Genomic DNA, 22,401 nt, shown 5'->3' on the forward strand with positions numbered 1-22,401 from the left:
CATGGCCATGATCGACGCCAACGGCCTCGCGGTGCACGTGGAGCGGATGCCCGCCCGGACGACGGCCGGCACGGCCCCGCCGCCCACGGTCGTACTCATCCACGGCATGCTCATCGACAGCCTCGTCAGCCACTACTTCACCCTGGCGCCCCGGTTCGCCGCCGCCGGACTCGACGTGATCATGTACGACCTGCGGGGGCACGGCCACAGCGAACGGCCGCCCGACGGCTACCGGTTGGAGGACCACCTCGACGACCTCGAAGCCCTGCTCGACCTGCTCGGCCCGCCCGGCCCCGTCCACCTGGTGGGCAACTCCTACGGCGGCACCATCGCGTTCGGATACGCGGCACGCCACCCCGGCAGGGTGGCCAGCGTCTCGCTGATCGAGTCGGAGCCGGCGACCGGCGCCTGGTCCCGCAAGATGGCGGCCAACCTCGCGCGGGGGGCGGAGGAACTCGCCCGCGACGGGCTCTTCGAGGAACTGACCGAGCGACACGGCAAGCACGTGACCAAACGGATCCGGTCCGCCGCCCGGCTGCTGCACACCACCACCATGGCGCGGGACGTCCCCGCCAGCCGGGTGCTCGACGAGGACGGCATCCGCGCGGTGGGCTGCCCGGTGCTCGCCCTCTACGGTGCCGAGTCGGAACTCGCCGCCCAGGAAGCCTGGTTGGGCTCCCTGCTGCCCCGCTGCCGCACCGTCGTGGTGCCGGACCAGGAGCACTGGGTCCTGGTCGGCGCGACGGAGCTGACCGGCGACCTGATCCTCGACTGGATCCGTACGCACACACCGGCCCCTGCCACCCGGGATGCGATCCGGTGAGCCGCTTCCTGTTCGTGGTGCCGCCCCTGGTCGGGCACATCAACCCCACGGTCGGGGTCGCCGCCGAACTGTCCCGGCGCGGGCACGAGGTGGCCTGGGCCGGGCTGCCCGACATCGTGGCCCCGCTGGTGGGCGACGGCGCGACCGTCTTCCGCTGCTCCTCCCCGGACCTGGCCGACCCCGCCCTGCTGCGCCCGCCCTCGCTCCGCGGCCCGGCGGCGCTGGAATTCCTCTGGCGGCGCTTCCTCGGGCCGCTCGCGGAGCACATGGCGCCCGGAGTGCGCGCGGCCGTCCGGCAGTTCCGCCCGGACGTCCTGGTGGCCGACCAGCAGGCCGTCGCCGGGGGCCTCACGGCCGAGCGGCTGGGCGTGGTGTGGGCCACCTCGGCCACCACCTCGGCGGGCCTCGCCCCGCTGTCCGGCCTGCCCGGCGTCGACTCCTGGATCGCCGGGCGGATCGAGGAGCTGCGGCACCGGATCGGCAACCCGAGGGGCACCGCGGACCCGCGGCTGTCCGGCCGGCTGGTGCTGGCCTTCAGCACCGAGGCGCTGGCCGGTCCGGCCGCGTCCGCCGCCGGACCGGTGCGGTACGTCGGCCCGTCGCTCGCCTCGCGTCCGGCCGCGGACGACTTCCCCTGGCACCGGCTGGACCCCCGGACGCCCACCGTGCTGATCACCCTCGGCACGGCCAACGCCGAGGCGGGGTCCCGTTTCCTCGCCGCCTGCGCCGAGGCGGTGCGCGGACGCCCGGACCGGGCGCAGGCGGTGGTCGTGGATCCCGCGGGCACGGTGCCGGAGTTCGCCGACCGGGTGCTGGTCCGGCCGCACGTCCCCCAACTGGCGCTGCTGGAACGCTGCGACGCGGTGATCTGTCACGGCGGGCACAACACCGTGTGCGAGGCGCTGTGGTACGGCCTCCCCCTGGTCGTCGCGCCCATCCGGGACGACCAGCCCGTGATCGCCGCCCAGGTGACGGACGCCGGGGCGGGCGTACGGGTCCGGTTCAACCGGGCGACCGCCGGTGCGCTGGGCGCGGCGCTCGACACCGTCCTCCACGAGCCCTCCTACCGGGAGGCGGCCGGGCGGGTGCGCGAGTCCTTCCGCGCCGCGGGAGGCGCGGCGGCCGCCGCCACGCACCTCGAAGCCCTGCTGGTCCCCCGTCCCCGGGCGTGAGCGGCCGGTTCCGGAGAACGAGGTGCACCCCATGCCCTGACCTGACATGAGCCCGACAGTCCCTATCCCGCATCACACCCAGAGGACCGCCATGCGCAACCTCCACAGGAGAGCACTGGTGCCAGTGCTGCTCACCTCCTTCTCCCTCGCCCTCGCCGGCTGCTCGACGTCCGGCGGCGGATCCACCGCCGCCTCGGACGAGGTGGCGAACGTGGGCGAGAACAGCGCCCCCAAGGTCGACTTCAGCCTCCAGCCGCCCTCCCCCGGGGAAGCCGCGCCCAGCGCGGTGGCCGTTCCGGCCGGGGGCGGCGTCACGGCGCAGAAGCCACCGGTGAAGATCGACTCGATCGACGAGGGGAGCGGCCGCGCCGTCATCTCCCAGGGCATCGACCCGAAGTCGTCCAGCAAGTCAGGAAAGTCCGGCACGTCTGCCACGTCCGGTCCGTCGGCGACGCCCAAGGCCGACAAGCCCGTCGCCGTGGGCGACATCATCGCCAGCAAGCCCGTGCCCGGCGCCCCCAAGGGCGTCCTGGCCAAGGTCACGAAGGTGGAGAAGAAGACCTCGAAGGGCACCGAGGTCCGTACCGCCCCGGCCGATCTCTCCACGGTGCTGGGCGACTCCAAGGTCAAGAGCAAGCTGCCCGTCGACCCGTCCGGGTTCAAGGCCCAACCGCTCCTCCCGGGAGTGAAGTTCTCCTGGGCCAAGCGCGGCAACGTCCACGCCGGACCCGAGGGGCTCAAACTCCCCTTCGGCAGCCTGCGCGTCGACGTCGACACCACGCTCGACACGGAGAAGGACGCGAAGAAGGAGGGGGTGGAAAGCCCCACCAAGGCGGCGTTCAAGGGCTTCGTCCAGCTCGCGCCGCAGGTCGACTTCTCCTACTACGGACGCGGTTCCGGCGACGGCCCGTCCGGGGCCGGTCTGCGGCTGACCGGCGACTGGTCCTCGGGATTCCACTTCAAGGGGCGGACGTCGCCCACGACCAACGGCAAGCCGGTGCGGGTGCCGTTCGTCGTCCTGCACGCCAACCCGACCTTCTACATCGGCGAGCTTCCGGTGACCGTCAACATCGACCTCACCTGCTACGTCCTGATCGACGCCGACGGCAAGGTGAGCCTCGACGTCCAACAGGACCCGGTCAAGGGCGACTTCACCCTCGGCTCGGCCTTCAGCCTGAAGGAGGGATGGCAGCCGGAGGCCAAGGCGAACGTCACTCCCGCCACGCTCAGGGCGAGCACCTCCGCCGCGGCGAACGTGAAGGTCCGGTTCGGCACGGAGGCCAACCTCGGCCTGTACGGCAGCGTGGGGGTGAAGGGCGATGTCGCCGCGCCCTATGTGCGCACCGAGGTCAAGGGCAAGGCCAGTGGATCGACCGAGGGCAAGGCCGCGGCCGACGTCGACTGGAGACTGTTCGCGGGAGTCGACCTGGAGGGATGGGTCATGCCGTATCTGAAGATCGGCGGCGTGCAGGCGTTCGCGGTGCGCCTCCCGATGCCGAAGGTACAGCGCGAGGTGCAACTCGCCCACGGCAAGGGGGCGATACGCATCCCCCAGCCGCGCACCCCGCAGGACGACACGGACGCCGGCAGGTCCGGCGGCAAGCCCGCGCGGGGCTGACAATGATGCGGGGCTGACAAAGATGACGCCTTCCCTCCCCTTCGACGACGGGGAGGGAAGGCGTCATCGGCCGGTGCCGCCCTTCGTACCGTGCTGGTAGGGGTCGTCGGGCGGGGGAATGCGGGTGACGGCGGAGGCGTCCAGGGCCGGGCGTGCGGTGTTCGTACCCGGCTCGCCGGTCGGGTGCCATGTGCCGGTGACCGCCACCCAGGTGTCGGGGGGCGGGGGCTGGGCCCCGTGGATCCGGACCTTGACCACCCGGGCGTCGGCCGCGCAGCAGGTGATGACCAGGCGGCTGAGGTACCAGGTCCCGTTCTCCCCCGGGGCGGCGAACCCGGTGAGCCGGAGCGTGCGCCCGGCCAGCGGCCTGCTGGTGCCCCAGGTCGCCAGCGAGCCGAACTCCGGCAGCGAGAGCTCGATCGTCGGGCGCGCCGGGAGGGGGCGCGGGCGGCCGTCCGCCGCGGCGGGGGCGACACGGCCGTCGTCCCGTGCGGCGGTGTACGCGCCGAGGGCCGCGGGCGGGGCGAGGAGGAGGGCGAGCGCCGGCGCGTACAACAGCCAGGCGGCCCACGCGCCGTGGCCGTGCTCGTGGCCGTGCCCGTGCCCGTGGTCCGCGACCGGGCGCCGGACGGCGCCGAGGACGCCGAGCAGGATCAGCAGGACGCCGGAGGCGACGAGATACGGGCGCAGGCCGGGCTGGACATACCGCAGGTAGAGATCGGTCAGCAGCGAGATGCGCAGCAGACCGGCGCCGGTCAGCACGAGCAGTACCGCCTGCGTGCCGCGCCTCACAGGAGCCACCACCCTGTCAGGGCGCTGCAGAGAACGGCCATGAGCCAGGTGGCCGTCGAGAATCGCAGCGCGAAGGCGCGGCCGAAAGTCCCCGACTGCAGGGCGACGAGCTTCAGGTCGACCATCGGCCCGACGACCATGAAGGCCAGCCGGGCGGTGGGGGAGAATCCGGCGAGCGAGGCGGCGACGAACGCGTCGGCCTCCGAGCAGACCGCGAGGATCACCGCGAGCAGTCCCAGCAACGGGACCGAGAGCCAAGGGGAGTCGGAGAACGTCCTCAGCACGGAGTGCGGCACCGCGATGTTGAAGGTCGCGGCGGCCGCGGCCCCGATGACGAGGAAGCCCCCGGCGGTCAGGAAGTCGTGCTGGAGGGACGCCCGGAACTCCTCCAGGCGGCCGGCCCCCGGAGCGTGCCCGGGGTGCCGGCGGGGGAGGCGCAGCCATTCCTCACGGCCCAGCCCCGCCCACAGCCAGCCCATGACGACGGACGTGGCCAGCGAGGCGACCAGCCGGGCGAGCACCATCCGGGGATTTCCGGGAAAGGCGACCGAAGTCGCCACGAGCACCATCGGATTGATGGCCGGCGCGGACAGCAGGAACGCCAGCGCCGCGGCCGGGGTGACTCCTCGTCGCATCAGGCTCCCCGCCACGGGGACCGAGGCGCACTCGCAGCCGGGCAGGACCACCCCCGCGGCGCCCGCCACGGGTACGGCGAGCGCCGGGCTGCGCGGCAGCAGCCGGGCGAACACCCGTGTCGGCACGAGGGAGTTGATCGCCGCCGACACCAGGGTGCCGAGCAGGAGGAACGGGATTCCCTGCACCACGATGGCGGTGAGGACCGTCCGCCACGCCGCCACGGCCGGACTCGGGAACGCGCCGCCGACGGCGAACGCAGCCACCGCGGCGGTCAGCGCGCAGAGGGCGGCGCGGACGGGGGCCGTGGTGACGCGTTCGACGGTCAAGTTTTCCACGATCGTGGAGCATACATGGAAGTGGAAATCGTTTTACTTTGCGGGTGGCCTCTCTTTACCGTGCGAGCGGTCTTTTTACCGTGCGAGCGGTCCCCCGGCGGCGAACGCCAGCCCGGCGAAGCGCTCGCCGATGCGCAGATGCGCGGCGGCGTCCGGGTGGAGCGCGTCGGGCAGCGGCAGTTCGGCGAAGTCCGCCTCGCCGTAGAGGTCGCGGCCGTCCAGGTAGTGCAGGTTCGGGTCGTCCGCCGCGCGCTGCGCGACGATGCGGGAGAGCTCCTCCCGTACGACGTTGAGCGTCAGCTTGCCGCTCGCGGCCTCCGCGGGGTCGCCCGCGGCCTTGAACCGGAGCGTTCCGGCCTTCATGGCCTCGAAGTCCGGGACGGACGGGCCGGGGGTGTCCTCGTGGACGGGGCAGTGGATCGGCGAGACGACCAGCAGCGGAGTGGCCGGGTGACCCTCGCGGACGGTGTCGAGGAAGCCGTGCACCGCCGGACCGAAGGCGCGCCGCCGCATCAGATCGATGTTGACCAGATTGATGCCGATCTTGAGGCTGATCAGGTCGGCCGGGGTGTCCCGCAGGGTGCGGGCGGTGAACGGGTCGAGCAGGGCGCTGCCGCCCAGGCCCAGGTTGACCAGCTCGACGCCGCCGAGCGAGGCGGCGCGCGCGGGCCAGATGGTGGTGGGGCTCGCGGCGTCGGTGCCGTGGCTGATCGAACTGCCGTGGTGCAGCCACACCTTGCGGCCCCGGTCCGGTGCGGGCTCCACGGGGGCGTCGGTGCGCAGGGCGACGAGCTCGGTGGTCTCGTTGTACGGCAGCCAGATCTCGACGTCCTTCACGCCCTCCGGCAGGCCGGAGAAGCGGACGGTGCCGGCCGGGCCGGGCCGGTGCTCGGCGGTGCCGGTGGCCATGTCGATGGTCAGGGTGTTGCCGCCGGTCACGCTCGCCCGCCCGGCGAGGCGGCCGTCGACGAGCAGGTCGTACACCCCGTCCGGGCGGGGCGGGACGCCCACGAAGACCCGCTTGGTGGCCAGGACGTCCAGCTCGACGGCGGTGGCCCCGGTGCGGAGCGCCAGCCGTACGCCGGAGGGCTGGGACTCCACCATGGCGAGCTGTCCGTCGGCGCACTGGGCGCGGGCCCGGGCGGGCAGCCGGTGCGGCAGTACGCCGTGCGCGGTGTGCTCCAGTTCGAGGGCGCCGCGCAGGAGGTCCGCGGTGATGGGGGTGGATATGGGGGTGGGTGTGCGGTCGTGCTCGGTGCTCATTGCCTCAGCCAGTCGGTCGGGGTGTCCGGAGGGTTCAGGCCGCGGGCCAGTTCCGCAGCAGGGCGTCGAGGGCGTCGATGGCGCGGGACCAGGACTCCTGGGAGTCGGGGGCGCTGTGGCTGAAGCCCCCGCCCGCCTCCAGGTCGACGTAACCGTGGAAGACGCTGCCCAGGAGCCGGACCGCATGGGTCCGGTCCGGCTCCTCCAGGTCGTAGCCGCGCAGGATCGCCCGCATCATCTCCGCGTGCCGACGGCCGGCGCTCGCGGCGGCTGTCTCCGGGTCGAGCCGGAACCGGGTCGCCGCGTAACGGCCGGGGTGCTCCCGGGCGTAGTCGCGGTAGACGTTCGCGAAGGCGGTCAGGGCGTCCTTGCCGGCCCGCCCGGCGAGCGCGGAGGCCCCCCGGTCGGCGAGTTCCTCCAGGGCCAGCAGGGCGATCCGGGTCTTGAGGTCCTGGGTGTTCCTGATGTGCGAGTACAGGCTCGCGACCTTGACGTCGAAGCGCCGGGCGAGCGCGGAGGCGGTCACCTGGTCGAAGCCGGCCTCGTCGGCGAGCTCGGCTCCCGCCTCGACCAGGCGTTGTGCGGTCAGTCCGGCGCGTGCCACGGTCTCTCCCCTCGGTTGCCTGAACCGATTATGGAGTTACCTAAAGGGTTTAGGCAAGTGGGAAAGAGGTCCAGCGCCCTAAGCCCAGTGCCCCGGCCGGGACAGCCCCTCCGGCAGGCGCGTCCGGGCGTCCCCCTTGGCCGAGTTGACCTGGGGCTGGGTGAGGAAGACGGCACCCGTCAGATCGGCACCGGACAGATTCGCGTCGCGCAGGTCCGCGCCGATCAGATCGGCCGACCGCAGGTCCGCGTCGCGCAGGTCCGCCGCGATGAGGTAAGCGCCGCGCAGGTTCGCGCCGTTGAGGTCGGCGCCCCGCAGCTTGGCGCCCATCAGGTTCGCGCCCCGGCGCTCCTTCTTCTTCCCGCCCTTGCCGCCCCGCACCAGCTCACTGGCGCGCAGCAGCACGACGTTGACGTCCTGGCGCAGCGCCACTACGTCCAGCTCCAGGATTTCCTCCGGCGCGGACTCCGTGAGGCGCTCGGTGCGGCCGAGCAGCCGGCGCGCGTCGCGGTGGACCGGACGGGCCTGCGGCAGGGTCAGCACCTCGGTCAAGTACCAGAGCAGCTCGTGCAGTTGCCGCACCACGGGGAACACCTCGAACATCTGCCGCGCCGTGGCCGGGTCCTCCCGCCAGCTGCGGCCGCCGAAGGTGACCTGGGAGACCTTCTGGCCGGCGCCGAAGCAGTCGTAGACGGTGCAGCCGGAGAAGCCCTTCTCGCGGAGCGTGGTGTGCGTGCCGCAGCGGAAGTCGTCCCGCAGGTTGCGGCAGGGCTTTCCCGCGTCCTTGTCGATCGCGAAGTCGGCCGACTTCGCGAAGGGCAGGGCCACGCAGCACAGCGCGAAGCAGCTCCCGCAGTCGGCGCGCAGGGCGCGGTTGTCGGGGGCGGGGGCTTCGCTGGTGTCGGGCACGGTGCGCGTGTTCCTCATCGTCGACGTCTTGAGCGGTTTCAACAGTGCAGGTCAGCGGTCCATGTTAGCCGGGCGACGGGCGCAGGAACCTGCGCAGCCGCTGCAGCGGCCAGGCATTGATCACATCGTCCTTCGTGAGCCCGCCGCGCTGGGCGGTGCCCACGCCGAACCGCATGTAGGGCAGGTGCGTCACGGAGTGCGCGTCGGTGTTCACGGCGAACTTCACACCGTGCCGCCTGGCCCGCAGGATCTCCTCGTCGCCCAGGTCGAGCCGCTCCGGATGCCCGTTGATCTCCAGGGCGGTCCCGGTCCGGGCGCAGGCCGCGAAGACCGCGTCGAAGTCGGCGTCGATCGGCGGCCGTCTGCCGATCAGCCGGGTCGTGGGGTGCCCGATGATCGCGACGTGGGGGTTCTCACAGGCGCGGACGAGCCGGCGGGTGAGCTCCTCGCGGGACTGGCGGAAGTGCGAGTGCACGGAGGCGACGCAGAGGTCGAAGCCGGCGAGGAAGTCGTCGGGCCAGTCCACCCCGCCGTCCGGCCCGATGTTGAGCTCGGTCCCGTGCAGCAGCCGCGTCCGGCCGTGCCTGCCCTCCAGCGCGCGCAGTTCCTCCCGCTGCGCCAGGATCTTCTCCCGGGTCATGCGCTGCATGGCGAGGTCGGGGGCGTGGTCGGTGACGGCGTAGTAGGCGTAGCCGCGTCCGGCGGCCGCGGCGACCATGTCCTCCAGCGGGGCCAGTCCGTCGGTGAGGTCGGTGTGGGTGTGCAGGTCGCCGCGGATCGCGTCCTCGGTGACCAGGTCCGGGAGGTCGTCCGCGAGCCCCGCCGCGATCTCGCCGCGGTCCTCGCGGAGCGTCGGGGGGATCCACGGCAGCCCGAGCCGGGCGTAGATCTCCTCCTCGGTCCGGGAGGCGACCTTGCGGCCGCTCTTGACGCGGAAGAGCCCGTACTCGGAGAGCTTGAGCCCGTGGCGCACCGCGATCTCGCGGACGCGGATGTTGTGCGCCCTGGAGCCGGTGAAATACAGCAGCCCCGCGCCCCAGGCGTCGGGCGGCAGCACCCGCAGGTCGATCTGGAGCCCGTCGACGGTGCGGACGGACGTCTTCTTCGGGCCCCGGGCGATGACCTCCGCGGTGTACGGGAGAGTGCTGATCGCCTCCATGAACGGCTCGGCGCGGCCGGCGGCCACGAGGACGTCGATGTCCCCGATGGTCTCCCGCATGCGGCGCAACGAACCGGCGAAGGCGCAGCGTTCGCAGCCCTCGATCCGCGAGAGGTCGGCGACGATCCGCTCGGCGGCGTCCATGGCGGCGGACAGCAGGATCCGGCCGCCGGCCTTCTTCATCAGCTCGATGCCGTGGAGGATGTTCTGCTCGGTCTTCTCGCCGAACCCCTTGAGGTCGCGCAGCCGTTCCTGGTGGATGGCGTCGAGGAGTTCGTCGACGGAGGAGACGCGCAGCTCCTCGTAGAGGGTGAGGGCCTTGCGGGGCCCGAGGGTCGGGATGGCGAGCAGCTCGCGGACGCCCGCCGGGACGGACGCCCGGGTCTCCTCGAAGGCGGCGACCCGGCCGGTGCCCAGGTACTCGACGACCTTCTCGGCGATCGACTTCCCCACGTTCGGGATCTCGCGCAGGCCCTGGAGGTCCAGCTTCGAGACGTCGGACGGATGGCCGCCGATGGCGCGCGCGGCCTTCTCGTAGGCACGGGCCTTGAAGGCGTCGCCGCCGGTGATGGCGACGAGGTCGGCGTACTCCTGGAGCACCGCAGCGACCTCTTCGTTGGGCCGGGCCATGGCTTCAGCCTGCCACCGGGGCGGTACGGGGGCGAGGCGAGGGGCGATGTCAGACCCTGCTGCGAGACTGCGGACGTGAGATGGGCAGTGGCGGAGACGGGGGACGGGACGGTCCGGATTTGCCCGGTCGGGCCCGGGGGCGACCCGGCCGGTCCGGTGGTCGCCGAGCGGAGCCTGGCCGAGGCGGTCCGGTCGCGGCCGGAGGCGGGCCGGTGGGTGTGGCGTGCGACGGCGCAGACGTACGGGCGGCTGCTGGAGGAGGGCGTCCGCGTCGAGCGGTGCTACGACGTGGAGGCCGCCGAGGCGCTGATCGTGGGCCACGAGGAGGGCCAGTACGGCCAGCCGCGCTCGCTCGCGGCCGCGTGGGCCCGGCTGAAGGGGCTGCCGGTGCCGGAGGATCCGCCGCCGCGTGCGGCCGGCGGCCAGCCGTCGCTCTTCGAGCCGGGCCCGGTGCCGCTGCCGCCCGGGACGGACCCACTGACCGCTCTCCTTGAGGTGTACGCGGACCAGCAGGCCCGGATAAAGGACATGACGCACCCCGGCCGCATGCGGCTGCTCACGGCCGCCGAGTCCGCGGGCACGCTGATCGCGGCCGAGCTGGGCCGGGCCGGGCTGCCCTGGCGGGCCGATGTGCACCGGGAGCTGCTCACGGCGCTGCTGGGGGAGCGCTATCCCGGCGGCCAGGAGACCCGGCGGCTGGCGGAGCTGGCCGACGAGGTCTCGCGGGCCTTCGGCGACGGCGTGCGGGTGCGGCCCGATCTCCCCGCCGACATCGTCCGCGCCTTCGCCCGGGAGGGCATCGCCCTGTCCTCGACGCGCGCCTGGGAGCTGCGGGAGCTCGACCACCCCGCCGTCGCGCCCCTCCTGGAGTACAAGAAGCTCTACCGGCTGCACACCGCGCACGGCTGGGCCTGGCTGCAGAGCTGGGTCCGCGACGGCCGCTTCCGCCCGGAATACCTCCCGGCCGGCACGGTCACCGGCCGGTGGACCACCAACGGCGGCGGGGCGCTGCAGATCCCCAAGGTCGTCCGGCGCGCGGTGGTGGCCGACCCGGGCTGGCGGCTGGTGGTCGCCGACGCCGACCAGATCGAGCCCCGGGTGCTCGCCGCCGTCTCCCGGGACCCGGGCCTGATGGAGGTCGCGGGCAGCGGCCTCGACCTCTACGCGGACCTGGCCGAGCGGCTGTTCTCCGGCGACCGGGAGCGGGCCAAACTGGCCGTGCTGGGCGCGGTCTACGGACAGACCTCGGGCGACGGCCTCAAGCACCTGGCCGACCTGCGCCGCCGCTACCCCCGGGCGGTCGCGTATGTCGACGACGCGGCGCGCGCGGGGGAGGAGGGCCGCCTGGTGCGGACGTGGCTGGGCCGTACGTGCCCGCCCGTCTCCACCTCCGTCCCCGACGAGGCGGGCCTGCCGCAGGAGGAGCCGGAGGCGGCCGGGTCCGGCGGCCCGGCGCGGGCGCGGGCCCGGGGGCGCTTCACCCGCAACTTCGTGGTGCAGGGCAGCGCCGCGGACTGGGCGTTGATCGTGCTGGCACTGGTCCGGCGGCGCATCGCCGGGCTCCGGGCCGAGCTGGTCTTCTTCCAGCACGACGAGCTGATCGTGCACTGCCCGGAGGAGGAGGCCGAAGAGGTGGCGGAGGCGGTGCGGTGGGCCGGGGACGAGGCGGGACGGCTCGCGTTCGGGGACACCCCGGCGCGGTTCCCGTTCACCACGGCCGTGGTGGAGTGCTACGCGGACGCGAAGTGAGCCCTCAGCGGCCGCGCCGGCGGTACTCCCGGGCGAGCACGCCCAGCGCCCCGGCGAGCGGCGGCCCGGCCGGGCGGCGCAGCAGGCCCGTCCCGGCGGCCAGGGCGCGCTCCGCCGTGAGCGTCTCCAGCGCGATGACCGCCCGGGTGAAGGCCCGGTGCCCGGGCGGCGCGAAGGCCACCAGCCGGCGGGCGGCGAGCAGGTCGCGGCGGGCCTGTCCGAGCTCGGCGCGCAGGAGGGCGCGGGTGCCGGTGGTGTCGCGGGCCCGTTCCAGGTCGCGGCGGGTGGTGCCGTGCCGCTCCAGCGCCTCGTCGGAGAGGCCGAGCCGGCCGTCGCGCAGGTCCTCCGACAGGTCGTTGACGAAGTCGAGCCGCTGGCTGCCGTCGATGTAGGTGCGGCAGACCTCGCGGGAGGCGCCGGGATCCGCGTCCGGGGAGAGGAGGAGGGACGCGATCAGCATGAACGCGGGGAGGGAGTAGGCGTCGACGTACTTCTGGTAGGCGGACTCGGTCGCGAAACCGGTGGACTCGCGTTCCAGGGGTGCGCCGTCGAGGAAGTCCGCGACGTGGGTGCGCAGTTGGGGGTGGGACGTGATGGTCCGCAGCAGCGGCCGCAGCACCGGGTGGGCGCCGGTCCCGCTCTCCAGACCGGTCCGGACCTCCGTCTCCCATGCGGGCCAGCCGTCGTGACCGCCAGTCGTCGTGTCCAGGACCGTGTCCGTGTGGTGCATAAACGCGGTCGCGGCGATGACGTGCGGGACGAGGGCGGGAGGGAGGAGGAGCCGGACGGCGAGGTAGGCGTGGCGGCGGTAGCCGGCGACGGTTGCCCGCTGGCGGGTGTAGGCGTGGCGGAGCGCGGGCTCGTTGATGCCGGCGGTGGTGAGGGTGGTGTCCCAGGTGTGCATGCGGCTTCCTGTGGGTGGGGGTGGCCGTTGGGGGATCTTTGCCCCGGACCCGCCCTTTCACCGTTTCCGCAGCAGCACGCTGCGCGCGCTGTCCTCAAGCGCCGGACGGGCTGAACAGCCCGTCCGGCGCTTGAGGACACCCGCGCGGAGCGCGAAGAAACGGTGAAAGGGCGGGTCCGGGGCAAAGATCCCCCCTGCCGCACCCTAGCGATACGTGGAGACCAGCCGAGCCAAATGCTCCCCCGCGGAGCGCAACGGCTCCGCGTCCCGCGACACCTGGGCCGCCAGCTCCGCCCCCTCCAGCGTGGAGATCACCGTGTGCGCGAGTGCCCGGGCCTCGTCCTCCCCGATCCCCGACCCGCTCAGCTTCGCGAAGACGAGCTCGCGCCAGCGGGCGAACGCCTCGGCCGCGGCCTGCTGGATGTCGGGGGCGCGGCCCGCCGTGCCCAGGGCGGTGGCGGTGACCGGGCAGCCCTCGGTCCAGTCCGACGCGCTCAGTTCCTCCGCGAGGGTCCGGGCGCAGGCGACGAGTGCGGCGGCCGGGTCCGGGTCGCTGTCCAGCGCCCGGCGCAGCATGTCGGCGAACTCCTCGTCGCCGCGCCGGATCGCCGCGACGGCCAGCTCCTGCTTCCCGCCCGGGAAGAAGTGGTACAGCGACCCGAGGGTCGCCTCCGCCTCCTGGGAGATCTGCTTGATCCCCGTGCCGTCGTAGCCCTGCCGCTGCATCAGCCGCGAGGCCGCCCGGACGATCCGTTCGCGGGTGTCCGGCGCGGGCTTCTCTGACGTGGTCTTCATCCTCCGAGCCTACCTGAGTAGAGCGTTCGTTCTGGAGTCGTGCTACGGTGATCACTAAGTAGAGCGTTCGTTCTAGGGGGGTCTTGTGAACAGCACGAGCAAGCAGTCCGTGACCGTCATCGGCCTCGGCCCGATGGGCCGGGCGATGGTCCGCGCGTACCTCGGCAAGGGCTACGACGTCACCGTGTGGAACCGCACGGCCTCCCGCGCCGGCGAACTCGTCACGGAGGGAGCGACCCTGGTGCCCTCGGTCGAGGCGGCGCTGACCGCCAACGAACTGGTCGTGCTGAGCATGACGGACTACGACGCGGTCCGCGCCGTCCTGGAGCAGGCGCCGCACGCCCTGCGCGGCCGCGTCGTCGCCAACCTGAGTTCGGACACCCCCGAGAAGGCCCGCGAGGCGGCGAAGTGGGTGGCCGGGCACGGCGGAACGCACCTCACGGGCGGCGTCCAGTGCCCGCCCTCCGGCATCGGCGACCCGGACTCGGCCACCTTCTACAGCGGTTCCGAGGAGGCGTTCGAGCGGCACCGCGCGGCACTCGAGGTGCTCACCGGCACCGACTTCCGCGGCGAGGACCCGGGGCTGGCGGCGCTCTACTACCAGATCATGATGGACATCTTCTGGACCGGTGTGGTCAGTTACGTACACGCCCTGGCCGTGGCGGACAAACACGGCATCTCCGCTGCGGAGTTCCTGCCCTACGCCCAGTCCACGGCCGCGTCACTGCCGAACTTCTACGCCTTCTACGCCCCGCGCATCGACGCGGGCGAGCACCCGGGAGACGTGGACCGGCTCGCCATGGGCGTCGCCAGCGTCGAGCACATCGTCCACACCACGCGCGACTCCGGCATCGACAGCACGCTGCCCGGCGCGGTGCTGGACCTCTTCCGCCGCGCCGTCGAGGACGGTCACGCCGAGGACAGCTTCACCAGCGTGACCGACGTCTTCCGCAACCCGGTCGTGTAAGGCGGCCGGCCGAGGCGGACACAGAGCTGCCCGCGGGGGCGGAGGGGGAGCGGTGGGGCTCCTCCCGCCGCCCCCGCGGGCGCATCACTCCGCGGACAGGTGGTGGTCGACGCTCACCACGCCGTCCACGCTGCGGCACAGCCGCACCAGCACCGGGACCAGGGCCTCGTCCCGCACCGAACCGCTCAGCCGCACCTGGCCGTTGGCCACCTCGACCCCGATGCCCGACGGCGGCTCGTGCAAGGTGCGCACCAGCACGTCCTCGATGATCTCCTGCCGGATGGCGCGGTCGTCCCGCAGGAACACCCGCAGCAGATCGCTGCGGCTCACCAGCCCCACCAGCCGGCCCGCCGCATCCACCACCGGCAGCCGCTTGACGTGCCGTTCCTCCATGGTGCGGGCGGCCTCCACCACGCTCCACTCCGGCCGCGCGCACACCGCCGGACTGGTCATCAGCCCCTCGGCCGTCGTCGCGTCGTGCTTCGCGGGCATCCCCGACGGACCGGACTCCTCCATCCGCTGGGCCGCCTTCGCCAGCAGATCGGCCTCCGAGACGACGCCCACCGGACGGTCGTCGGCGTCCACCACCGGAACCGCCGTGATGTCGTGCTCGTGGAGAACGTGCACGATCTCCGTGAACAGGGTGCCCCGCTGCACCCTGACCACCGAGTGGGTCATCAGGTCACCGACGGTTCTGTGCTGCAACATGTCCCAGTCCCTTCAGGTACGCACCCGGGGGCCGGGCGCGCGGCCACGATGACCACCGGGATCACCTCCAGCGTCGCATATGCGCCGACGGTCCGGAGCCGGGGCCTCCGCGGTCCACACCGCAGGGTGAGACGGCGGCCCGCGGTGACCGCCCGGCGGGCGGCCTGGCACGCCGCCGCGGCCGCGGCCGTCGCGGAGAACGCCTCCGCCCCGGCGGCCGCCGCAGGGCCACCGGGGCGGAAGGGGCAGGGCGTCAGCCGCCCTGCTGCGCCACGTACTTGACGAGGTTCCCGGCCTCGGCCCGGCGCGCCGGGGCCGCGCCCTCCTCCTCGTCGCCGTACTCCGCGGCCACGGCGCGGGCCCGGGCCGCGGCCTCCTCGGCCCGGCCCAGGTCGGCCTCCAGCCAGGCGGCCATCAGCTGCGCGGCGGTGCGCTGGTCGCGCAGGGCCGGGCCGCACGCGGCGAAGGCGGCGACGGCCCGCTCGGCATGGGCCAGCCCCTCCTCGTACGCCGCCCGCGCCGTGCCGTCGCCGTCCTCGTCGCCCGGCTCGCCCGGGCAGGAGCGGACGACCAACTCGCCGAACTGACGGTGGGTCTGCGCCAGCTCGGCGCGCAGCGACGCGAGCCGCTCCTCGTCGCCCGCCGCCCCCAGCGCGGCCGTGCACTCCCGCACGGCCGCGGCCATCAGCTCCCGGGCGGCCGGCAGACCGTCCTCCCCGCGCGCGGCCACCCAGGCCCGGGCGCGCAGCACACGGACGGCGGCCTCCGGGCGGTCCAGGCCGCGCCACAGCTCCCCGGCCCGCTCGTAGGCCCGCTCCGCCTCGTCGTCCAGCCCGGCCCGGTCCAGGCAGTCCGCCGCCAGGTTGGCCAGGACGGCGTGGTCCTCCTGGTCGTCCCAGCCCTGGGCGACGCCCGCCGCGCGCAGGAACTGCTCGGCCGCCTGCCGGTGGTCGCGCAGCGCGGCCAGGCACTCGCCGAGCCACCAGCGGGCCCGGACGACCTGGCCCTCGTCGTCCTGGCGCTCCAGATCGGGAAGGACCGTCTCCAGCACCGACGCCGCCTCGTCCGCCCGGCCGAGGCCGTGCAGCGCTCCGCCGAGCGCGAGCCGGGCCCAGGCGCCCAGCGTTTCGCCCTGCCCCGCCCGGTCCGCCCAGTGCGCGGCCTCCAGGGCGTGCTCGACCGCCGTCTCCCGCTCCCCGACGGCCGACAGCGCGTCGGAGAGGATCAGATGCAGTCGCGCGGCCGTGGTGTCGGCCAGGAGCCCCGCGCCGTGCTCCAGCGCGGAACGCGCCGCGCCGATCGCCGACTTGGGGTCGCCGCAGGCCATCGCGGCCCGCGCCAGCTCCTCCCGGGCCCCGGCCGCGTACCAGGACAGGCCCGCCCCGTCCGCGACCTCCGCCGCGCGCGCGAAGGCGGCCGCGGCCCGCGCGGGGTCGCCCGCGGCCGAGGCGGCCGCGCCGCGCAGCTCGAAGGCGTCGGCGACCCGGGCCCGCAGCGCGCGCCCCGACGCCGAGTGCTCCTCGTGCTCCGCGTGCTCCTCGGCGTAGGCCAGCACCTCGTCGATCGCGCGCTCCAACTCGGCCGGGGAAACCGCTGCTTCGGACCCCTCGGGCAGCCGGTGCAGCAGCACCCGGCAGCGGTGGAGCATGACCGAGGCGATCCGGCGGGGCGGCGCGTCCAGCTCGCGCAGCCGCGCCCACTCCGCGTCGACCAGGGCCGGCGCATCGGCCTCGTCGCCGTCGCCCAGGAGCGCGAGGGCGAGCGCATGACGTGCCCGCGCGCCTGCTGCCTCCACGGGCCGGCCCGCCTCCTCGTACAGCGCCGCCGCCTCCCGGAAGCGGGCGGCGCGCTCCTCCGGACCGCCGGTCCCGCGCAGTGCGGCGTGGCCGGCGAGCTCGGCGCGGGCCAGCGCGTCCAGGCCGGCCCCGTCGCCGGCGGCCCGGGCGGCCGCGTCCCACGCCCCGCGCGAGCCCGGATCGAACTCCTCGGTGAGCCGGCGGGCCGTGGCCAGCAGCGTCCCGACGTCCTCCCCCGGAGGGGCTTCGGCGACCGGGGCCGGGCGCGGCCCGGTGGTCAGACGCTCCGCCCGGACGCCCAGCGGCAGCCGCTCCAGCAGCGGCGCGGCGTCCATCCGGGCAGTGACCCGGGCGCCGACGACGGTGCTGCCGTTGCGGGCGTCGAAGCGGGCGGCCAGGGCCAGCGCCTCGGCGCGGGCGTGCGCGTGGAGCGCGTCGGCGGTCCAGACGCGCCCGGCCGGACCGGGCATCTCCCGCTCGCCGAGCCCCAGTTCGCCCAGGCGCCGGGCGAGCAGCGCGGCGGCGGCGAGGAAGCCGAGCAGGGTGTCGGGGTCGCCGGACGGCGCGAAGTGGCCCGTGTGCTCGGCCAGGAGCTCCAGGCCGCGGGCCTCGTTGCCGGTCAGCGCGCAGAACTCGATGTGGTCGGCGACGGTGGAGCGCATCGACTCCATGTCGCGGATCATCCGGTAGCCGCGCAGATGGTGCGTACGCGCCTCCTCGGTGCGCCCGAGCCGCACCAGCGGGAGCAGCGAGGACGCCAGGACGACATGCGGCTCGTGGGCGCAGGTGAACTCGCCGGCCAGGACCGGCGCCCAGGTCTCCAGCGCTTCGGCCGGGCGGCCGAGCTGGTCCAGCCACGCGCCCTGCGCGTTGAGCTCGCAGGCGTGGCAGTCGCTCATCCCGTCGCGGTCGGCGGCGAGCCAGGCCGCGAAGGCCCGCTCGGCGCGGGGGAGGTCGCCGGTGTCCCGGGCGATGCGGAACTCGCCCTGGCGCACGGCCCGTTCGCTGTGCCCGGCGAGCCGGTAGCGGTGCTCCATCTCCGCCTGCCACTTCTCGACGGAGGCCAGGGGGATGCCCGGCTGGTCGAGCATGCCGCTGGAGACCCACTTGAACATCCAGTGCAGCCGGTGGGCGGCGAACTCGTCGAAGTCGCCCGGACGCTCGTCCCACATGCGCAGTACGCGGGCGAACGGCACGAACATCTTCTCCGACTCGGAGCTGAAGTTGTAGGCGGACAGCAGGTTGAAGAGGGCGTCGATCAGCAGGGCGGTGTCACCGGTGTGCCCGGCCTCCTCGACCAGCTGCTCGGCACGGGCGTTGCGCGCGGGGCCCTCGGGCTCGCGCCCGTTCTCCTGGAGCGCCAGGCGGACGGCGGCGGTCGTGTTCACCGGCCCTCCTCGGATGCGGCGGAGGGGTGGGCGGCCCACTCCAGGAGGCCGAGGAAGGCGCGGTTGAGCAGGGCCGAGTCGGCCGGCCGCAGCGGGCGCTGGGCCATCAGCAGGGCCTGCCCGTACAGCGCCTCGGCGGCGGTGCCCGCCAGGTCGCGGTCCTCCAGGGCGCCCAGGCGGCGCACCAGGGGGCTGAGGTGGTTGAGGACGAGCCGGGCGCGCGGGGTCTCCTCGCGCAGCGAACCCAGGATGGACGTCCACAGGTCGTCGGCCCTGGACTCCTCCTCCGCGCGGGCCCGTTCGTGGCGGGCGGCCCGGTCGTCCAGGTGCAGCGCGGGGACGGTGACGGGCAGGAACGCCCGGACGGCCACGTCGCAGCCGAGCGCGTCGAGGCGGGTGCGGGCGGCCGACAGGAAGCCGGACAGGGCCAGTTCGTCGGCGGCGTCGACATGGTCGAGGTGCGCGGTGACGGTCTCGGCGTCCAGCTCGGCGACGGAGGTGCCCGGGCGCACCCGGGGCAGCAGCCGGACGAGGTCGGCGTCGAAGGTGTAGCCGCCGTTGACCACGCCGATGCCCTGGGCGGCGGCGATCGGCGCCACCTGCCGGAACTCCTCGACGCTCTCGGTGAAGTGGACGACCGGGTGGCGCTGGGCGAACTCCTCCAGCGACAGATGCCCGTCGCTGGTCTCGAAGGGCAGCCACGGCAGCATGGTGCGCAGCATCTCCGCGTCGTGCCGGGCCAGCGACTTGACGCCGAGGTGGTGGACGGCGAGGAACTGGCGCAGCCGCTCCTGATCGCCTGCGGCGAGCTCGGCGAGCCACCCGCGTATGCGCTCGCCCAGGGCCTCGCGGACGGCGGCGAGCCGCTCGTCGTCGTAGAGGCTCTCGCGGGAGGCGGTCGGGCGCAGGCTGTCGGTGTCGATGACGCAGCGGACGAAGAACGCCCAGTCGGGCAGCAGGTCGTCGGCGCGGTCGGTCAGCAGCATGCCCTTGAGGTGGACGCGGTGGCCCGCGCGCTGCGCCGGGCTGACGGCCTGCGGCAGGACATAGGCGACGCCCCGGACGCCGGCCGCCGGCACGTCGAGGTCGATGCTGTCGAGCGGGGCGAAGCCGAACAGCTCCCGGCAGTGGCGGGCCAGCGCGGAACGGCGGGCGGCGGGGCCCGGATGGACGCGCTCCCATACGGCGGGCCGGTCGGTGACCGGGGTGTCGCCCACGCGCACGTCATAGGGCAGGAGCGCGCCGAAGTCCTTGGCGAGGGCGGTGACGCGCTCCTCGGACAGCCAGTCCGCCGTCCCCCGGCGGGCGTTCAGATGGACGGTGGTGCCGGGCTCGGGGCGGGCCCCGCCGGGCAGGGTCCGGACGGTGTACGAACCGTCGTCGCGGGCCGTCCATTCGACCGGCAGCGCGTCGGGCGCCCCGGCGGAGCGGCTGACGACCCGTATCTCCTCGGCGACGACGAAGCAGGCGAGCAGGCCGATGCCGAACTGGCCGAGGAACTCCGAGCGTGTCGACTCCAGTTGGTTCCGCTTGGAGCTCCGGCCGATCGTGGCCAGCAGCTCGTGGACGTCGCTCTCCGTCAGCCCGATGCCACTGTCCTCGACGCGCAGCCGGCCGTCCCCGGCGACCAGGCGGACGGTCGCGGGTGCCGCGGGGTCGGTGGCGCGGCGGGCGGTGATCGCGTCGACGGCGTTCTGCAGCAGCTCGCGCAGGTAGACCTTGGGGCTGGAGTAGAGGTGGTGGGACAACAGGTCCACGAGGCCGCGCAGGTCGACCTGGAAGGCGTGCGGTATCTGGTCGTCAGTCATCGTCGAGCAGACTACTTCGTGGGTCGGACCGTGTGCGGGGCATTAACGGTGCGGGCCGGTTTGCCGGGGGAGTTGTGCCCCTGTCCCGCCCTTTCACCGTTTCTCACGCGCTCCCGCGCAGGGCAACGCGGCTGCGCCGCGTTCGTCCTCAAACGCCGGACGGGCTGAATAGCCCGTCCGGCGCTTGAGGACCGGGGCTGCGCCCCGCCAACCTCAGCCGCGGCCTCCGCGCCGCCCCGGCGCCTCCGCCAGCATCAGCGAACGCACCATCCGACACGTCGCGTTGGACGGCGTACGCACCCCGATCCGCTCCGCGGTGCGCCGTATGCGGCGGTTGGTGGCCTGCTCCGGGCGGTAGGCGCCGCTGTGGAGCAGGGCGATGGCCAGGCGCATGGCCTTCAGCCGGCGGTTGTGGGACTCGTACCAGTCGCGCGGACGGCCCGCGGGAAGGCGCTTCGTCGGCAGGGTGGGAAGGGCGGGCAGGTCGGGGAACGGGCGTACTGCTGCGGTCATTGGCGGCCTCCGGATCAGGGGTCGTTGCGACCTCTTCACTACCCTTCGATTTTACCGCCGGGCACTGACAATCGCCCCAGCTCAGGAGGGATTTGACCGGGTCCGCAGGTACGCTGGGCGGCATGGAGATCTGGATCAACCCCGCCTGCTCGAAGTGCCGCTCGGCGATCGGCCTGCTGGACGCCGAGGGCGCCGGCTACACCGTCCGCCGGTACCTGGAGGACGTGCCCGGCGAGGCCGACATCCGCGCCGTGCTCGGCCGGCTCGGCCTGGAGCCCTGGGACATCACCCGCACCCAGGAGGCGGAGGCGAAGGAGCTGGGCCTGAAGGAGTGGCCGCGCGACGCCGGCGCGCGCGACCGCTGGATCGCCGCGCTCGCCCGCCATCCGAAGCTCATCCAGCGGCCCATCATCACGGCCGACGACGGGACGGCCCTGGTGGCGCGCACGGAGGAGGCGGTGCGCGAGGCGCTGGCGCGCTCGCGGCGCTCGAAGAAGTGAGGCGATGAAGCGGAAGCAGAGGTGCGGGGCCGGACGGGGGCGCCGGCCCCGCACCGGCCCGGTCAGCCGCCGGGGGTCAGGGAGGCACGCTCGTTGAGGACGTGCACTTCGGCGCCGGTCTCGCGCCGGTAGGTGTCGGTGATGCGGCCGAAGTCCCGGCGGGCGAGCCGGGCCTTCTCGGCGGCCTTGTTCATGTTCCGGTTGGCCAGGACGACGTTGGCGGTCGCCTCGACCCGGACGGCCTCGTACGCGGCCAGCCCGGCCGGCACGTCGGCGGCCCGGGCCAGTTCGGCGGCCAGCGTCCGGGCGTCCAGGACGGACTGCGAGGCGCCGTTGGCCCCCACCGGCCACATCGGATGGGCGGCGTCGCCGAGCAGCGTCACCCGGCCGCGGCCCCAGGACGACAGCGGCTCGCGGTCGGCCATCGGGTACTCCAGCAGCACGTCGCTGCCGGAGAGCAGGGCCGGCACGTCGAGGTAGCCCAGGTTCCAGTCCCGGTAGTAGGGGAGCAGGTCCTCCAGCCGGCCGGGGCGGTTCCAGCCCGCTTCCTCCTCGACCAGCGGGCCGGGCTCGGACATCCGTACCAGGCACACCCAGTTGACGTGCCGGGGGCTGATCGGATACGCGATGATCTCCACGCCGCCCTCGCGGACGATGACCATCGAGCGGCCGGTGAGGAACGGCTCGGTCTCCGTGACGCCGCGCCACATCCGGATACCGGAGTACCGCAGCGGCCCCTCGCCGGGGTGCAGCTTCGCCCTGACCACCGAGTGGATCCCGTCCGCGCCGATCAGGGCGGACGCCTCGACGGTTTCGGTCCGGCCCGTCCCGCGGTCGGACAGCTCGGCCCGTACCGCGTCCCCGGTGTCGGTGAAGTCCGTCAGGCGCACCCCGGTGCGGACCGCGTCCGGACCCAGCCGCTCGCGGACGGCGTCGAACAGCATCGTCTGGAGCCTGCCCCGGTGGACCGAGTACTGCGGCCACTTGTAGCCCTGGGCGATGCCGCGCGGCTCGGTGTAGATCTCGTTGCCGAACCGGTCCGCGTAGACGTTCTCGGCCGTGGCCACGCCGATCGCGGCGAGCTCGTCGCCGAGTCCGAGCTCGATGAGCTCGCGGACGGAGTGCGGAAGCAGATTGATGCCGACGCCCAGCGGGCGGATCTCCCGCACGCTCTCCACCACGCGCGCCTCGATCCCCACGGCGTGCAGGCTCAGGGCGGCGGTCAGCCCGCCGATGCCTCCTCCGGCGATGAGCACGGTCATCCGGGAACTCCTTGCTCGGGACGGTCGGTCGGTGCTGCCTCCACCCTCGCCCACCAGCGAAAAGAAGTCC

Annotated in this window: 19 protein-coding genes; 6 read left to right on the forward strand and 13 right to left on the reverse strand. The window is 73.9% G+C overall.

The features are described 5' to 3' along the window. The first annotated feature begins 1 nt into the window (after position 1). The 3 genes from AB8735_RS33235 (at position 2) to AB8735_RS33245 (ending at position 3,613) form a co-directional block, all read left to right on the forward strand. Positions 2 to 823, forward strand: a complete 822-nt coding sequence (locus AB8735_RS33235) for an alpha/beta fold hydrolase (protein WP_372411378.1) — start codon at positions 2 to 4, stop codon at positions 821 to 823. Continuing rightward, complete coding sequence (locus AB8735_RS33240; RefSeq protein WP_372411379.1) at positions 820 to 1,995, forward strand: glycosyltransferase; 1,176 nt, start codon at positions 820 to 822, stop codon at positions 1,993 to 1,995. The genes AB8735_RS33235 and AB8735_RS33240 overlap by 4 nt, the downstream gene beginning before the upstream one ends. Positions 1,996 to 2,113: 118 nt before the next feature. After that, on the forward strand, positions 2,114 to 3,613 hold the full coding sequence (locus AB8735_RS33245; RefSeq protein WP_372411380.1) for a hypothetical protein: 1,500 nt from the start codon (positions 2,114 to 2,116) through the stop codon (positions 3,611 to 3,613). A gap of 63 nt (positions 3,614 to 3,676) precedes the next feature. Here the strand turns inward: AB8735_RS33245 and AB8735_RS33250 are convergent, their stop codons facing one another. The 6 genes from AB8735_RS33250 to polX form a co-directional block, all read right to left on the reverse strand. Continuing rightward, entirely contained in the window at positions 3,677 to 4,405 is a 729-nt protein-coding gene (locus AB8735_RS33250) for a TIGR03943 family protein (protein WP_372411381.1), read from the reverse strand. Continuing rightward, positions 4,402 to 5,316 carry a permease gene (locus tag AB8735_RS33255; RefSeq protein ID WP_372411955.1) on the reverse strand — a complete coding sequence of 305 codons (915 nt, stop codon included), beginning with the start codon at positions 5,314 to 5,316 and terminating at the stop codon, positions 4,402 to 4,404. The genes AB8735_RS33250 and AB8735_RS33255 overlap by 4 nt, the downstream gene beginning before the upstream one ends. Positions 5,317 to 5,451: 135 nt before the next feature. Continuing rightward, entirely contained in the window at positions 5,452 to 6,639 is a 1,188-nt protein-coding gene (locus tag AB8735_RS33260; RefSeq protein ID WP_372411382.1) for a GDSL-type esterase/lipase family protein, read from the reverse strand. A 34-nt stretch (positions 6,640 to 6,673) separates the two neighbouring features. Further along, positions 6,674 to 7,243, reverse strand: coding sequence for a TetR/AcrR family transcriptional regulator (locus tag AB8735_RS33265; RefSeq protein ID WP_372411383.1), 570 nt, complete (start codon positions 7,241 to 7,243; stop codon positions 6,674 to 6,676). 78 nt (positions 7,244 to 7,321) lie between these two features. Then, positions 7,322 to 8,170: a pentapeptide repeat-containing protein gene (locus AB8735_RS33270; protein WP_372411384.1), complete on the reverse strand. Its 849-nt coding sequence runs from the start codon at positions 8,168 to 8,170 to the stop codon at positions 7,322 to 7,324. 46 nt (positions 8,171 to 8,216) lie between these two features. Continuing rightward, the gene (gene polX / locus AB8735_RS33275; RefSeq protein WP_372411385.1) at positions 8,217 to 9,941 is read right to left on the reverse strand and encodes a DNA polymerase/3'-5' exonuclease PolX; all 1,725 of its coding nucleotides are present in this window, start codon (positions 9,939 to 9,941) and stop codon (positions 8,217 to 8,219) included. 75 nt (positions 9,942 to 10,016) lie between these two features. Here polX and AB8735_RS33280 point away from each other — a divergent pair, with 75 nt between their 5' ends. Next, positions 10,017 to 11,690, forward strand: coding sequence for a bifunctional 3'-5' exonuclease/DNA polymerase (locus AB8735_RS33280; protein ID WP_372411386.1), 1,674 nt, complete (start codon positions 10,017 to 10,019; stop codon positions 11,688 to 11,690). Between the two features lie 4 nt (positions 11,691 to 11,694). Here AB8735_RS33280 and AB8735_RS33285 read toward each other — a convergent pair whose 3' ends face one another. Both AB8735_RS33285 and AB8735_RS33290 read right to left on the reverse strand, forming a co-directional pair. Then, the gene (locus AB8735_RS33285) at positions 11,695 to 12,594 is read right to left on the reverse strand and encodes a phytoene/squalene synthase family protein (protein ID WP_372411387.1); all 900 of its coding nucleotides are present in this window, start codon (positions 12,592 to 12,594) and stop codon (positions 11,695 to 11,697) included. 204 nt (positions 12,595 to 12,798) lie between these two features. Continuing rightward, positions 12,799 to 13,389, reverse strand: a complete 591-nt coding sequence (locus AB8735_RS33290; RefSeq protein ID WP_372411388.1) for a TetR/AcrR family transcriptional regulator — start codon at positions 13,387 to 13,389, stop codon at positions 12,799 to 12,801. An 85-nt stretch (positions 13,390 to 13,474) separates the two neighbouring features. Between AB8735_RS33290 and AB8735_RS33295 the strand changes: the two genes are divergently transcribed. Then, a complete protein-coding gene (locus AB8735_RS33295; RefSeq protein ID WP_372411389.1) occupies positions 13,475 to 14,356 on the forward strand; it encodes an NAD(P)-dependent oxidoreductase in 882 nt (293 codons plus the stop codon). A gap of 84 nt (positions 14,357 to 14,440) precedes the next feature. Here AB8735_RS33295 and AB8735_RS33300 read toward each other — a convergent pair whose 3' ends face one another. The 4 genes from AB8735_RS33300 to AB8735_RS33315 all read right to left on the reverse strand — a co-directional run bounded on the left by AB8735_RS33300 (position 14,441) and on the right by AB8735_RS33315 (position 20,569). Further along, positions 14,441 to 15,061 (reverse strand): CBS domain-containing protein, encoded by a 621-nt coding sequence (locus AB8735_RS33300; protein ID WP_344028199.1) that lies wholly within the window; start codon positions 15,059 to 15,061, stop codon positions 14,441 to 14,443. Between the two features lie 256 nt (positions 15,062 to 15,317). After that, a complete protein-coding gene (locus tag AB8735_RS33305; protein WP_372411390.1) occupies positions 15,318 to 18,248 on the reverse strand; it encodes a tetratricopeptide repeat protein in 2,931 nt (976 codons plus the stop codon). Next, the gene (locus AB8735_RS33310; protein ID WP_372411391.1) at positions 18,245 to 20,056 is read right to left on the reverse strand and encodes an HSP90 family protein; all 1,812 of its coding nucleotides are present in this window, start codon (positions 20,054 to 20,056) and stop codon (positions 18,245 to 18,247) included. Before AB8735_RS33310 ends, AB8735_RS33305 begins: the two co-directional genes overlap by 4 nt. A gap of 213 nt (positions 20,057 to 20,269) precedes the next feature. Beyond that, positions 20,270 to 20,569, reverse strand: coding sequence for a hypothetical protein (locus tag AB8735_RS33315; RefSeq protein WP_372411392.1), 300 nt, complete (start codon positions 20,567 to 20,569; stop codon positions 20,270 to 20,272). A 122-nt stretch (positions 20,570 to 20,691) separates the two neighbouring features. On the opposite strand from AB8735_RS33315, the gene AB8735_RS33320 reads away from it, so the two are divergent. Further along, positions 20,692 to 21,069, forward strand: a complete 378-nt coding sequence (locus AB8735_RS33320; protein ID WP_344023106.1) for an ArsC/Spx/MgsR family protein — start codon at positions 20,692 to 20,694, stop codon at positions 21,067 to 21,069. Between the two features lie 62 nt (positions 21,070 to 21,131). Here the strand turns inward: AB8735_RS33320 and AB8735_RS33325 are convergent, their stop codons facing one another. After that, entirely contained in the window at positions 21,132 to 22,331 is a 1,200-nt protein-coding gene (locus tag AB8735_RS33325) for a flavin-dependent oxidoreductase (RefSeq protein ID WP_344023108.1), read from the reverse strand. Between the last annotated feature and the right edge of the window lie 70 nt (positions 22,332 to 22,401).

Origin of the sequence: Streptomyces luteireticuli, assembly GCF_041519305.1 — a bacterium.
Classification (GTDB): Bacteria; Actinomycetota; Actinomycetes; order Streptomycetales; family Streptomycetaceae; genus Streptomyces; species Streptomyces luteireticuli.

Coding starts and splice junctions, on each gene's coding strand:
- AB8735_RS33285 (WP_372411387.1), bottom strand. CDS start 12,594: ATGCACACCTGGGACACCACCCTCACCACCGCCGGCATCAACGAGCCC.
- AB8735_RS33235 (WP_372411378.1), top strand. CDS start 2: ATGGCCATGATCGACGCCAACGGCCTCGCGGTGCACGTGGAGCGGATG.
- AB8735_RS33310 (WP_372411391.1), bottom strand. CDS start 20,056: ATGACTGACGACCAGATACCGCACGCCTTCCAGGTCGACCTGCGCGGC.
- AB8735_RS33260 (WP_372411382.1), bottom strand. CDS start 6,639: ATGAGCACCGAGCACGACCGCACACCCACCCCCATATCCACCCCCATC.
- polX (WP_372411385.1), bottom strand. CDS start 9,941: ATGGCCCGGCCCAACGAAGAGGTCGCTGCGGTGCTCCAGGAGTACGCC.
- AB8735_RS33315 (WP_372411392.1), bottom strand. CDS start 20,569: ATGACCGCAGCAGTACGCCCGTTCCCCGACCTGCCCGCCCTTCCCACC.
- AB8735_RS33270 (WP_372411384.1), bottom strand. CDS start 8,170: ATGAGGAACACGCGCACCGTGCCCGACACCAGCGAAGCCCCCGCCCCC.
- AB8735_RS33325 (WP_344023108.1), bottom strand. CDS start 22,331: ATGACCGTGCTCATCGCCGGAGGAGGCATCGGCGGGCTGACCGCCGCC.
- AB8735_RS33320 (WP_344023106.1), top strand. CDS start 20,692: ATGGAGATCTGGATCAACCCCGCCTGCTCGAAGTGCCGCTCGGCGATC.
- AB8735_RS33290 (WP_372411388.1), bottom strand. CDS start 13,389: ATGAAGACCACGTCAGAGAAGCCCGCGCCGGACACCCGCGAACGGATC.